Annotated in this window: 11 protein-coding genes; all 11 read right to left on the bottom strand. The window is 46.3% G+C overall.

Going from position 1 to position 13,619, the window contains the following annotated elements:
* Nucleotides 1-862: 862 nt before the first annotated feature.
* The 11 genes from HMPREF0645_RS11510 to mobV all read right to left on the bottom strand — a co-directional run bounded on the left by HMPREF0645_RS11510 (nucleotide 863) and on the right by mobV (nucleotide 13,223).
* A complete protein-coding gene (locus HMPREF0645_RS11510; RefSeq protein WP_007175196.1) occupies nucleotides 863-1,606 on the bottom strand; it encodes a TorF family putative porin in 744 nt (247 codons plus the stop codon).
* Complete coding sequence (locus tag HMPREF0645_RS11505) at nucleotides 1,603-2,193, bottom strand: K(+)-transporting ATPase subunit C (protein ID WP_004347518.1); 591 nt, start codon at nucleotides 2,191-2,193, stop codon at nucleotides 1,603-1,605. The genes HMPREF0645_RS11510 and HMPREF0645_RS11505 overlap by 4 nt, the downstream gene beginning before the upstream one ends.
* A gap of 13 nt (nucleotides 2,194-2,206) precedes the next feature.
* A complete protein-coding gene (gene kdpB / locus HMPREF0645_RS11500) occupies nucleotides 2,207-4,225 on the bottom strand; it encodes a potassium-transporting ATPase subunit KdpB (protein ID WP_007175195.1) in 2,019 nt (672 codons plus the stop codon).
* A 3-nt stretch (nucleotides 4,226-4,228) separates the two neighbouring features.
* Nucleotides 4,229-5,935: a potassium-transporting ATPase subunit KdpA gene (gene kdpA, locus HMPREF0645_RS11495; RefSeq protein WP_004356059.1), complete on the bottom strand. Its 1,707-nt coding sequence runs from the start codon at nucleotides 5,933-5,935 to the stop codon at nucleotides 4,229-4,231.
* A gap of 7 nt (nucleotides 5,936-5,942) precedes the next feature.
* Nucleotides 5,943-6,023 carry a potassium-transporting ATPase subunit F gene (locus HMPREF0645_RS13455; protein ID WP_083793832.1) on the bottom strand — a complete coding sequence of 27 codons (81 nt, stop codon included), beginning with the start codon at nucleotides 6,021-6,023 and terminating at the stop codon, nucleotides 5,943-5,945.
* 393 nt (nucleotides 6,024-6,416) lie between these two features.
* Nucleotides 6,417-7,754 (bottom strand): sigma-54-dependent transcriptional regulator, encoded by a 1,338-nt coding sequence (locus HMPREF0645_RS11490; RefSeq protein ID WP_004347513.1) that lies wholly within the window; start codon nucleotides 7,752-7,754, stop codon nucleotides 6,417-6,419.
* Nucleotides 7,755-7,772: 18 nt separating this feature from the next.
* Complete coding sequence (locus tag HMPREF0645_RS11485; protein ID WP_007175194.1) at nucleotides 7,773-9,230, bottom strand: ATP-binding protein; 1,458 nt, start codon at nucleotides 9,228-9,230, stop codon at nucleotides 7,773-7,775.
* 14 nt (nucleotides 9,231-9,244) lie between these two features.
* Nucleotides 9,245-10,366 (bottom strand): universal stress protein, encoded by a 1,122-nt coding sequence (locus tag HMPREF0645_RS11480; protein WP_007175193.1) that lies wholly within the window; start codon nucleotides 10,364-10,366, stop codon nucleotides 9,245-9,247.
* Between the two features lie 58 nt (nucleotides 10,367-10,424).
* The gene (locus HMPREF0645_RS11475) at nucleotides 10,425-11,921 is read right to left on the bottom strand and encodes a TrkH family potassium uptake protein (protein WP_007175192.1); all 1,497 of its coding nucleotides are present in this window, start codon (nucleotides 11,919-11,921) and stop codon (nucleotides 10,425-10,427) included.
* A 467-nt stretch (nucleotides 11,922-12,388) separates the two neighbouring features.
* On the bottom strand, nucleotides 12,389-12,754 hold the full coding sequence (locus tag HMPREF0645_RS14255) for a hypothetical protein (RefSeq protein ID WP_007175191.1): 366 nt from the start codon (nucleotides 12,752-12,754) through the stop codon (nucleotides 12,389-12,391).
* The gene (gene mobV / locus HMPREF0645_RS14250) at nucleotides 12,693-13,223 is read right to left on the bottom strand and encodes a MobV family relaxase (RefSeq protein WP_007175190.1); all 531 of its coding nucleotides are present in this window, start codon (nucleotides 13,221-13,223) and stop codon (nucleotides 12,693-12,695) included. Before mobV ends, HMPREF0645_RS14255 begins: the two co-directional genes overlap by 62 nt.
* Nucleotides 13,224-13,619: the final 396 nt, after the last annotated feature.

Genomic DNA, 13,619 nt, shown 5'->3' with positions numbered 1-13,619 from the left:
TTATAGTATTTATATTTTCTACCATTTCTTGTCTTTTCTCAATAAATTTTCGTATTTTGCAGTCGGATTGTATAGCGACAGACCTCAGTTGTCGCTGTAAGACGAGTTCTTTCATGATAACCGAGTCGGCAGCCTACGCCGTGCTGAGTGTAGTGAAGTTAACCATGACATATCTATACGAAAGTGGGCTTTGGGTGTGAAGACAATCCAGACATAATGGAAGGCGTTTATCGACGCTGTGTTTAGGACTCTCTGTAAATATAGCAAGTTCACAGTAATTTTGGTCTTGAACGTGGCAACGGTAGATGTCTCGGGCGTGATTATTTCAATCCCGTGGAGACCTTGTAAGCATGGATTGTACCATTTTGGCGCAGTCTAATGTATTATATAGGTCTCTTTACGGTAATGATTTTCATATCGACGTGGGCTCTGACGTTGTCTGTTCAACTTTGATAGGCAGTTGGAAGAGCCTCAGTTCGTGGAATAGACAATAGGACGATTCCACACTTGAACCTAAACTTCGCACTTAACTAACTGATAATAAGAAGTAAGATATCATAATGAGAATGCTTTGATACCAAATTATTCCCATTACAAATCATCTTGTTCTACTTATAAATTTAATTTCCCAAAACTAATAGGAATGCACAAAGTTTGTTGCTTCTCCAATGTTTTTAAATTAACTTTCATTTACACTTGGTTGTGTGTTATGCCCTTCTGGGGCATATCGCCTCTGGCTTGATGTTATTATAGACAATCTCCATCAAGTAAACGTAACAACTTTCTTCCATCAGTCAAGACATTAGGAGACCATGCCATAGTCGATGATGATTATGGCACGGTCGTCATAATTTCGGGCACATCAAAATCCTATACCTGCACCGGCAACGAGATAGACATGGTCGTTGGTGGGTGAGACTATTGCTTGAACAAAGAGTGGTATCGAGAATTTACCAGATATTCCAAAACTCTTCGATGCTTTCAGCGATACATCGGTTATTGCGGCCTTGCCGTTATAGTAGCCTTTCCATGGTGTAAAGCCAATTGATGGCGTCAATGTCACTTCGGCCGGGCAAGCGATGTCGTATGACGCATTGATGTAAGTTGAACAGCAACGCTTGTCGCTGTCCGTACGCATATCGGCTCCGGCAAACCATGTTGACCAACTGAGAGTAAGAGGCAGTTTAGTGCTGAAGTTGTAAGCAACAGTCGCCTCAAAGTGATGGCCTCCATCTATGGGATTGTCTGTTGGACCTTGCTTGTAGTAACCGTAAGGATTATGCAATCCGCCCCACCAATAATCTGTCAATGTGGCTGATAATCCACCAATGGAGTAAGATAGATTAATGTCCAGTTCTTGAACGTCGCGGTCAGCATTATTTGTCAGACTCTGACTACACCATGCCGACAGGGACAATCCTTTGTACGACAAGCCAAGACTAGGCTGCACCGAAAAGCCGGAGTTCTGGTCCATTCCACGCCATACGTAGTTATTTACCAAGTCAATGTTGCCATTCACGGTTACTTTGTCTTGTGCGGAAGCGGCTGACGATAAGGTCATGACCGCTCCCAAAATAGATGCGAAAATAATTTTTATCTTCATCATTTTTGTGAAATCAAGATTGGTTTAAGTTTATCAAGAGCTACATTCAGTTTCAATACATTTACCTTTGCAGGACCGAATAGGCCAAGCAACGGACGTTCAATGGATTTCTCAACCAATGTTGCAACTTGCTTTTCATCGAGATGCCTTGCGGCAGCTACTCGTTTCACCTGCACCCGAGCTGACTGCGGAGTGATGTCGGGGTCGAGTCCCGAACCGCTCGCCGTCACCATTTCAGCCGGCACGTCCTTGCGCTCAAGGTATGGATGATGTATCAGGAAAGAGTCTATACGTGTCTCCACTTCGACAAGATATTCGGGATTCGTAGGTCCCTTGTTGCTGCCACACGAGTTGGCAGCATCATATCCATCGCCTGCACACGAGGGTCGTCCCCAAAAATATATGTCTTTGGTGAAGTACTGCCCTACGTTGGCTACACCTACCACTTTGCCATCCACTTCCACAACTTCGGCATTACCATTTCCCGGACCTGCCACTTTGCCAAAAATCCATAATACCATTACATAACCGAGGTACAGGAACATGCACAATACCATCGTTAGCCTGAAAGCTACTATAAAATTTTTCATATCTGTATTTCAATTAAAAGAATAAACCTACGATTAAATCAATCAGTTTGATACCCACAAATGGAGCAATGATACCTCCCACTCCGAATATCAGCAGATTGCGTCGGAGCAAAGCGCTTGCCCCTATCGGCTTGTACTTCACGCCACGCAATGCCAAGGGGATGAGCAGCGGGATGATGATGGCGTTGAAGATGACGGCCGAGAGAATGGCACTCTCGGGAGAATGAAGATTCATGACGTTCAGAGCTGCAAGTTCTGGTATGGATACCATGAAGAGGGCAGGCACAATGGCAAAGTATTTCGCCACATCGTTGGCGATGGAGAAGGTGGTGAGTGTGCCACGTGTCATGAGCAATTGCTTGCCAATCTCAACGATCTCAATGAGCTTTGTCGGGTCGTTGTCAAGATCTACCATATTACTAGCCTCCTTGGCCGCTTGAGTACCGCTGTTCATGGCCACACCCACGTCGGCCTGTGCCAATGCTGGAGCATCGTTGGTGCCGTCGCCCATCATGGCAACGAGTTTGCCGTTCTTCTGCTCTGCTTTAATATAGTTCATTTTGTCTTCTGGCTTAGCCTCGGCAATGAAATCATCCACTCCAGCTTTCTCTGCGATATATTTGGCAGTCAGTGGATTGTCACCAGTCACCATAACTGTCTTCACACCCATCTTATGCAGACGCTCAAAACGCTCACGGATTCCTTGTTTAATTATGTCCTGTAGTTCGATGACTCCAACAACTTTTTTGTTGACAGTCACAACAAGAGGTGTACCGCCATTGCCAGTTATGGCTGTCACGAGACAAGAGATATGCTCGGGAAAGGTGTAGCCGGCATCCTCGGTAATATGACGCATGGTTTCGAAGGCTCCCTTGCGAATCTCTGTGCTGTCCTTCAACACGATGCCCGACGACTTCGTCTCGGCAGTAAACTTTATCATGTGGGCACCCTCGGTGTGCAATGCCCTCATCCTGAATCCGTCGTTTCGTCCAAGCTCTACTATTGACTTTCCTTCGGGAGTATCGTCGGCAATTGAGGAAAGGAGGCATGCCTGTTCAAATTCGGCCTTATCCACCCCCTCGGCAGGATAGAACGCAGTGGCCTTACGGTTGCCAATGGTGATGGTTCCTGTCTTGTCAAGCAACAGCGTATCCACGTCACCCGCTGTCTCCACAGCCTTACCGCTTTTAGTGATGACATTGGCACGCAGCGCACGATCCATACCGGCAATACCGATGGCAGAAAGTAAGCCGCCGATGGTTGTTGGTATCAGGCAAACGAATAATGAGAGGAACGAGGCTATGGTGATCACTGTACCCGTATAGTCGGCAAAGGGCTTTAAAGTGACGCAGACTATCAAGAACACCAATGTGAACACTGCCAACAGAATGGTAAGTGCAATCTCGTTAGGGGTCTTCTGACGTGATGCACCCTCCACGAGGGCTATCATCTTGTCGAGGAAACTCTCGCCAGGTTGCGTAGTGACAACCACACGGATATGGTCGCTAAGCACTTTTGTACCACCAGTGACACTGCTCTTATCGCCACCGGCTTCGCGGATGACTGGGGCAGACTCACCTGTGATAGCACTCTCGTCGATGGAGGCAAGTCCCTCAACAATCTCACCATCGGCAGGAATAACATCGCCGGCATCGCACACAAACTCGTCGCCCTTCTTCAGAGAAGAACTGCTGACGGTTTTGATATTACCGTTCACATACAGCTTTGCTGGCGTCTCCTCGCGCGTCTTGCGTAGGCTGTCAGCCTGAGCCTTACCACGTGCTTCGGCTATGGCCTCGGCAAAGTTGGCAAACAGCAGGGTGACGAAGAGGATAAGCAAAACCCATGCGTTGTAGGCAAACGAGCCTTGCTCGCTGCTAAACGCCGAATAGATGGTCACGGGCAGCATAACGGCAGTGCAAATCTCCACCGTGAACATAATGGGGTTCTTTATCATCTGCCTCGGGTCGAGCTTCACAAACGACTGTTTGATGCTCGCTATAACAAGTTCTTTTTCAAATAGATTGTTCATAACTTACAATGTTAAGTGTTCAGCGATTGTACTTAGTGCATGTACGGGGAAGAACGACAAGGCTGCCACGATGAAGATGACGGCAAAGGTCATCACACCGAATGTAACGGTATCAGTTTTCAGCGTTCCTGCACTTTCGGGAATATATTTTTTCTTAGCAAGAATACCAGCTATTGCCACCTGACCTACGATGGGCACAAAACGTCCAAGGATAAGCACTATGCCACACGAATAGTTCCAGAACCAGGTGTTGTCACCCAAGCCCTCAAAGCCGGAACCATTATTGGCGGCCGACGATGTGTATTCGTAAAGCATCTCGCTCAGTCCGTGATAGCCGGGATTGTTGAGCCATCCGCCCTCACTTGCAACGAACTCAGGAGCATGAACGAAGAGGTATGCCGCCAATGCAGTGCCAACGAGAATAATAAACGGATGGAGCAAAGCTACCATCGAGGCTATCTTCATCTCGCGTGCCTCCACCTTATGCCCTAAGAATTCAGGAGTTCGTCCCACCATCAGTCCACTGATGAACACTGCAATGATAAGGAAGGTAAAATAGTTCATCCAGCCAACACCAACACCGCCAAACCAAGTGTTTATCTGCATATTCAGCATCTCTATCATTCCCGACAATGGCATGGTGGAGTCGTGCATTGAGTTGACCGAGCCATTGGAGGTGACAGTGGTAGTGACACTCCACAATGCACCAGCGGCCGAACCTATGCGCACTTCCTTGCCTTCCATAGCTCCTCCATTCTGTGCAATCCCCATGGCACCTATCCGTGGATTGCCGTTCATCTCCTGATACATGTTGATGCCCACACCCACAAGATAGGCAAAGAGCATCACTCCAAAGATGCTATAGCCCAACTTGCGGCGTTTCAGATAGAAGCCGAATGCAAAAGCCAATGCCATCGGGATAATCAGGATACTACAACACTCTACTATATTTGTAAGGTAAGTGGGGTTCTCAAGCGGATGCGATGAATTCACGCCGAAATAACCGCCACCATTCGTTCCAAGTTGTTTGATGGACACGATGGCTGCCGTAGGGCCTTGCGACACCTCCTGTTTCTGACCTTCAAGGGTGGTCAGCTCCATTTTTCCGTCGAAGCCCATGGGTGTACCTTCCACTATCAGAATCATACCTACAACTAAAGACAATGGCAATAAGATGCGGGTAGTGCTCAACACCAGATAACGCCAGAAGTTACCAATAGTCTGCGTTGTTTTTGCCGCCAAACCCTTCATGATACCAGCCATTGCTGCCATACCTGTAGCGGCTGTGATGAATTGGAAGAGCATGATGACAAAGAGCTGCGTGAAATAAGTCAGACCGCTCTCACCGCTGTAGTGCTGCAGGTTGCAGTTAACCATAAACGAGATACAGGTATTGAAAGCCTGGTGGCATGTCTGTCCGATGTTGCCGTCGGGGTTGAGAGGCAATACTCCTTGTGCTACCAAGAGCACCATACCCCACACAAACCAGAAGAGGTTCACCACAAGCAGTGCACGGAGAAACTTCTTCCAGTCCATCTCCTCGTCGGGATTCACACCGCTCAACTTATACATAAGGCGTTCCACCGGCTTCATGAAGTCGAGGTACGTTCGTTCGCCTTTATACACTCGGGCAATATACTTGCCAAGTGGCCAGGCGAGTCCCACCATAAGGACAATCTGTAGGATTACTCCCAAAACTTCCGTATTCATACGTCATTTAGAAATTTTCGGGCTTGATGAGTACGTACATTAGGTACGCAAAAACCACCAAGCTGATGATAAATAATGTTGTGTACATAATCTCTACCTCCTTTTTAGATTTTCTCGAACCAGTCGATACATTTGAAGAATAGCCAGAAGCAGCCTATGCCGCTCAACAAGCAAATTGCGAAACCGATTGTAAACAAATCCATTTTCTTTCTGTTTTTAAAAGTTATACATAAATGTTTTTAAAAGTGCGATTTCTCGCCATGGCAAAGCTCGAGTAAACTCGACTTTGTTCATATGGCTTAACGAAATCGTTGTCACCTTATGTATCGCAATGGATGTGCCAAATATGTTTTTAATCATATATTATACTGTGTATCAATATCATACAAAGATAAAGATTGAAAATGTAGCAAATAAAAACCCTTCCAAAATGAAATAAACACATTCACTTTGGAAGGGCGGGAATGACAGTGTGGAGCATTTATACGGTTATCCCATATTCTTCAATCTTACGATAAAGAGTGGTAAGTCCGATTTTGAGCAGTCGAGCCGTTTCTGTCTTGTTGTCGTGAGTATGGTGGAGAACCTTGATGATGTGGTTGCGCTCCACACTCTTCAGGTCAAAGGAATCATTGGCTACAGCGGATGTATTGTCCGAAAGCATGTCTATAGGCAGGTCATGATTAGTGATTTCGCTTTCGCATACGATGATGGCATGCTCTACGGAATTCATCATTTCTCGCACATTACCTGGCCATGGATAAGACAAGAACAAATTCTTTGCTTCGGAAGACAGCACAGGGGGTGGGCAACCAATTTGCTTGGCATAACGCTCAATGAAATGCTGGGCAAGCGGCAGTATGTCCTCCTTGCGCAGGCGCAATGGTGGAAGTTCTATGCGAAACACGGAAAGACGGAAATAAAGATCTTCGCGGAATCGCCCATTGGCTATTTCTTCTTTCAGATTGCGGTTGGTGGCTGAAAGGATGCGCACATCTACGTGGGTAGTCTTTGTGTCGCCAACTTTCACAAATTCTCCAGTCTCAAGCACACGCAGTAGCTTCGACTGCAACTCAAGCGCCATTTCACCAATCTCATCGAGAAACACCGTACCATGATTGGCTTCCTCCAATAATCCTTTCTTATCCTTCACAGCACCAGTGAATGCCCCAGCCTTATAGCCGAAAAGCTCACTTTCCAGCAATTCACGGCTAAATGCCGAGCAGTTAAGAGCAAGAAATGCCTCACTGCTTCGATGGCTTGCATTGTGGATAGCTTGGGCAAAGACTTCCTTGCCAGTACCGGTCTCACCGTTGATGAGCACGGTAACATCTGTTGTAGCCACCTTTTGGGCTTGTCGGAGGACGTCAGAGATTGCAGTTGATTTTCCTACAATAGTGTCAAACGTATGCGATTTTGCCGTTGTGGCACTTGGCTTCTTTTTCTTATTTTCTGACGCAATGACATCTATTGCACGGCTCACGATAGGGATAATCTTGCGGTTGTCATCACCCTTGACAATATAGTCAAAAGCCCCATTCTTGATGGCCTGCACGCCGTCGGGAATGTTGCCGTTGGCGGTGAGGAGAATTATCTTGGCTTTAGGAGCCAACAATTGCAGTTCCTGCACCATATCCACGCCGTTGCCATCAGGCAGGAACACGTCGCAGAGCACCACCTGCACTTCATTGTTCTTTAAGGTATATATAGCCGTGGCACGGTCTTTTGCTTTTAGTACCTCATAACCTTCCAGTTCCAGCATGCGTGAGAGGAGCATACGGATGGTTGGTTCATCGTCAATAATAAGTATCTTGTTCATAGTTTTTTATATATCTTTTTACACTGGCAAGGAAACGACAAACTTGCTGCCCTTACCCAATTCACTTTCAACTGTAAGTGTGCCATTATGCGCCTCGACAAAGTCGCGCGAGATGGAAAGTCCCAGTCCGCTGCCCTGTATCTTGGTACCAGGTACACGGAAATACCGCTCGAAGATGCTATCATGATAACGAGGGTCTATGCCTCGTCCGAAATCCTGTACATACAGCATTACGTGGTGCTCGTCCTGTTGCAAGGCTCCTATAGTCACCCGGTCATTTTCCGAAGAATATCGTATAGCATTACTCAGCAGATTGGTCAGTACCCATGCTATTTTCTCGCTATCGACATAGAGCTTGTTTATCTTTTCCTTTGGGTAATCCACCTCTATGTTGATATGGAACTTGTCTGCTTGTACTTGGTTGGCCTTTATGGCATAATCAATCAGCTCTATTGGCCTTGTGATATGAGGTTTGAGCTGCAATACTCCGCTTTCTACTTGTGTCATGTTGAGCAATTCGCCCGTGATGCTGAGCAGCCGTTCTCCATTCTCACGGATGCTGTCCGACAATTCTTTTTGCTCTTGGTTGAGACCGCCCACACGATTGTCGGCAAGCAGTTGCTCGCTCATCAGAATGGCTGATATCGGGGTTTTCAATTCATGGGATATCGTTGAGATGAATGTTGTCTTTGCCACATCTAGTTTGTGAAACTCGGTGATGTTTTTCAGCATAATCACTGTACCGCTTTCTTTTATGCTTCCCTCGTGGTCTGTCATTCTTACAGGCAGATATTTCACCTGGAAATAACTCTCTTTGTTGTCGGCATAGATTTTCAGTGGCTCTGTCTTTTTCTCGTCGGTCTCATGTACCTTATGTCTGTCCATCCCTACCAGTAGTCGGCGCAGCAGGTCGTTGCGCATGGCTGTTTCCTGTGCTGACTTTCCCACGACATCCTCACGTCGGAGATTGAGAATGCTGAGTGCCTCATTGTTGATGAAATAGAGTGTCAGTTTATGGTCTAAGCAGACGATAGGTTCGTCGATAGAGTCGATGATGGTCTCTATGTACTGTTTTGACACCTTCAGTTTCGAAAGCGATGAGTTGTGGTAATCACGCAGACGGCATGCCATTTGGTTGAAATTGGTGGATAACTGCTCCATGGCCTCACCACCATGGAGGTGCAACTGAGTATCGTAGTTGTGGTTGGCAATCTCGTTGATGCTTTTGGTCAGTTCCTGGAAAGGGCGGGTGATATACTCCGGCAATTTCAGAAGCATCCATACTCCCACGGCGATGCTCAATCCGCCAAACAGCAACAACAGAGTCAAGGCTCTCGTCAGACCATAGTCTGCCACAGGAGAAGTAGGTTCTGTGGCTGTGAGTATCTGCAGGCTGATGACGGAAAGCACCACCAAACCGATGATGAGCGACACTAGAATACCCACTGAGAGTGTAAGTTTTTCTTTTGCAGTCATATCCTTTTAATTTTTTATGCGAAAATAATTAAATCTACGCCCATTTCTTTCAATTCAGACAACAATTTCCGATAACTTCCTGCACGCATCAGCAAGCGGGGAAAGGAGAATGATGGTTGTCCCATACAAAGCAGTGTGGCATGCTGCTGTCGGCAGAACTCTGATATACTCTGCGGAATGTTGTCGGAAACCACCTTATGTACTTGTCCTCCAAGCTGGATGGTCAGTTCCAGATGGCTCATCAGATGACGTTGTGAGTCCAAAGGAATGAGGTCGTTGTTCTCGCCACGTGTCTGAACATATAGTGCCAATAGGTCAGCGTCAAAACTGTCCGCCATTCGTGCAGCCTTGCGGATGATATGCTGCTGTGTTTCGCTATTGCTGCTTACACATACCACAATCCTTGACATCCCTTTAGTCCTATATGTTCGTGGCAGTACCTCTTCCTCTACTTTTTTCCCTACTCGAAAGGCTACTTCCCTTAGTGCCAGTTCTCGCAGTTGCAGGATATTCCCTGCTTGAAAGAAATGGTCAAGGGCTGTTTGTATCTTGTCCTTGGCATATATTTTCCCGGATTTCAGACGTTCCAGAAGCTCTTCGGCCGTAAGATCAATGTTCACCACTTCGTCGGCTTCTTGCAACACTCGGTCTGGAATGCGTTCCTTCACATCGATGGCTACCATCTCCTTTATCTCATCTTTCAGACTCTCTATATGTTGTATGTTTACCGCAGAGAGTACGTTGATACCGGCATCAAGCAGTTCCATCACATCTTGCCATCGCTTGGCATTGCGTTGTCCCTCCACGTTGGAGTGTGCCAACTCATCAACAATTACAATCTCAGGATGAATCTGAAGGATAGCGTCTAAATCCATCTCTTCAATCTCCTTGCCTTTGTAGAACACCCGCTTGCGGGGAATCACGGGCAGTCCTTTCAGTGCCCTCACCGTGTCTGCCCGACCATGTGTCTCCACATAGCCTATCTGTACATCTGTGCCGCACCGTAGCATCTCTCGTGCATCCTGAAGCATGCGAAAGGTCTTGCCCACTCCGGCAATCATTCCGATGTATATCTTGAACCGTCCCCGATGTGACCGTCGTATCAGGTCAAGAAATTGCTGTATATTTTCTTCCATATATATATATAGCGTTTATTATAATACATTTATTGCCCTTAGGGGCAACCATATTTCTCTATGACCAACTGCCACTCCACGTCGATTTGTAGAATATGAGAAGGAAACCGAAAATTTCAAGTCTGCCTATGAGCATCAGTGATGAGAGTATCCATTTGGCGGCATCGGGCAATGCTGCCCATGAGAAGGCAGGACCGAAGCTGCCTAACCCAGGTCCTACATTACCCATTGCAGAAATCACGGTACTCATGGCTTCTGTAAGTCCTACTCCGAATGCCATCAGCAGTGTCCAGCCGATAAAGGCAACTGACATATAGGCGGCGAAGAATACAAGAACCATTGTCACCAGCTTATTGTCAAACATACTACCAACTCTTATAGGCAATACGGCACGCGGATGCAGTATCTGACGGAACTGGTTGCGTATGCAATGGGCGACTATTATCATTCTGAGATTTTTAATACCTCCACTGGTTGACCCTGTGCATCCACCCGACAGCATCGCAAAAATCAGCAGCATCCATGTAAATGACGGCCACAGGTTGTAGTCGTCAGTGGCAAAGCCACACGAGGTGTGACAAGTAGCCACTTGGAACAGGGATTTGCGGAATGCTTCCTCCACGCCATAGCCGTTGTTCAGGATGAGTGCCGTCGAGATAATCAGGGTAAGCAGACCTGCGGAGGAGGCGAACCATCTGAGTTCCACGTTTTGCCATAGTTGTTTCCAACTTCCCCTTAAGGCAACAATATAGAGCGAGAAATTGATGGCAGAAAGCAACATGAACAACGACACCACGTATTCTATATACGGAGAATGCCAATAGGCAATGCTTTCCTGTTTGGTAGAGAAGCCTCCTGTGGCTATGGTGGCCATGGAATGACACACGGCATCAAATAAGCTCATGCCCCCAACCTTCAAGAGTGCGCTCTCGATGACAGTCAACAAGATATAAACCAAGAATATATACCGTGCCATGACACGTGTCTTGGGACAAATCTTGTTGTGAGTCACTCCCGTTGCCTCAGAGAGATAGAGCATCTGACTGCTGACACCGAACTCAGGCAAGAGAACTATGGAAAAGCAGACAATCCCCAAACCGCCTATCCATTGCGTCAGACTTCTCCAGAATAATATGCCATAAGGCATGCTCTCGATGTTGTCCAATATGGTGGCTCCTGTGGTGGTGAAACCTGACATTGTCTCAAAGAAAGCGTCGGTAATATTCGGGATGTAGCCGCCCAACAGGTAGGGGAACATTCCGAAAACCGTGAAAAACACCCAGGAAAGAGCCACCACGATATAGGCTTCATAGCGTGAGGGAGCAGACTTCTTTTTCCGACCATAGACTAACAGCATGATGCTTGCCGCCAGACATACAGAACACGAAACGGCGAAGGCTATCAAATCTCTCCCGCCATACATCAGGGACACGCAGCAGCATGCTAGCAGCAGTATCGATTCGAATGCCAAGAGCAAACCTATCAGATAGGCAATAAACCGATAGCTGAGTTCCTTTTCCATATTGGGACTTACCCCGTATTGCTTTATATCCATAAATGTCACTTATTATACTTACATCACTATATACAAATGGAGTACCAAAGGATTAAGGATGGTAACAAACCGCAGATAATCAGTAAGATATGATTTTACAAAATAAACAACATCCTTGTAATACCCTTTCATTTTGAAAAGGTTGCTTTCCATTCTGACAAAGCGAAATCTTTATTTTTTGCAAACAACTGTCATCTCTTTTTCATAGGTTTGTATTTATCCTTGTACTTATCTCTCCACGGCAATTCTGATGTTGAACCTCCACCACCAGTGCCTACGTGTGGTTTTGCGGCTCCGCCTGTTGCCAGTTCGATGGCAGCACTTAGTAAATGGGATTGTATCTCTCAGACTTGCTCGGTAGCACTGAAACAGGCGTTGACAAACTCGTGTTCTGTTAGTTCCCTATTGCTGAAGGCGTGCAATCGCTTGTCGCTGTCACTAAGGTAAGTTACAGCGGTATGCTCAATCTACTTAACCCTGGTCCAGATTTTTAGGGTGACGGTATAAGAGTTGTTGCCGAAGAAACGATGACCGATGGGGTCCGCTCCTAATGATAGCCAGTATCGCTGAGGATTGGCCTTACGGTCAAGTTCGTCAATCCTGTTCTTCTGCCTCTCAATGACAGCATCCTTCTCGGTTGCCTTCCGCTCTGCGATTTCCGCACGCTTGATGGCAGCGTCGATTTCTTTCTGATAGGCATTCCTCTGTTTGGCGATGTCAGATTCATGCTTCTGTTTTAGAGAGACTTTCTCCGCCTCCAGTTTTGCAATCTTAACTCGGAGTTTTGCCAGTTCCTCGTTTTTTTGATGCCAGTTCTTTTCTTTCCTTGGCAAGATTGCCTTTACCAAATAGAGCGAATATTTTACTCTTGCCCTCCTTGGTCTTCTCCACCTCATCCTGCAACTTGGCGATGTTCTCCTCAAACTGTTGCATCTGCTGCTTGTAGTTGGTTGATGTGGCAATATGTCTGGCAGTGGAACATACAATGCCACGCTTTAGGCCGAACTCACTCATGGCAGCAGCGTATGTATTTTGATACTCATGAAGTCTGGCGCGTTTGAGCACGTCATCTGCTGACAGCCGTGGCCCAGACTTGGTGTTGTACTTCTTCTCTCCCTCTCGTTCATGGTGTTGCCTTTCGGCAGTGACGATGGGTACGATGGTGGCATGCAGGTGGGGAGTCTTCTCGTCCATGTGCAGCACACATGATACAACATTTTCCTTGCCAAAGGTCTCATGCAACCATTTGAGGTTGACTTCCATCCACCTGTCCAGTCTTCCTTCCTCCTGTATCGTCATCATCTGTTCGTGTGTCTCTGTCAGGATGACAATGGAATTATAAAACTGTCACCAAATGGAAAAGTCATTACTCCTCCAAAATATTGCGATATTACAGCCATTGGCTATGACTTGTATTTGTGCAAGACAGATGATATTAGAGGTGAGGTTCTGAATGGTAAAGGCATAAGAGTAAGATAAAACTTATCACAGTAGATTGGAAAAACACGAAGACTCTCTATAATCGAGTAGGTGATAAACACCTATGATTAGTGTTTACCTCCTACTCGATTTTAGTTCCGTAATTTGCACCTTGTCAACTTTTAACTTTGTTATTAATCATTATTGTTCAATAGCGGTTCTTTTTCTAACGATATGCTGTTTTTGCTAAGAAATAACATAAAAGTTGTTATAATATAT

Source organism: Hallella bergensis DSM 17361, assembly GCF_000160535.1.
In the GTDB taxonomy this organism is placed as follows: Bacteria; Bacteroidota; Bacteroidia; order Bacteroidales; family Bacteroidaceae; genus Prevotella; species Prevotella bergensis.
Note: the sequence above shows the minus strand (reverse complement) of the source record. Positions and strands in the feature narration are given on the sequence as shown.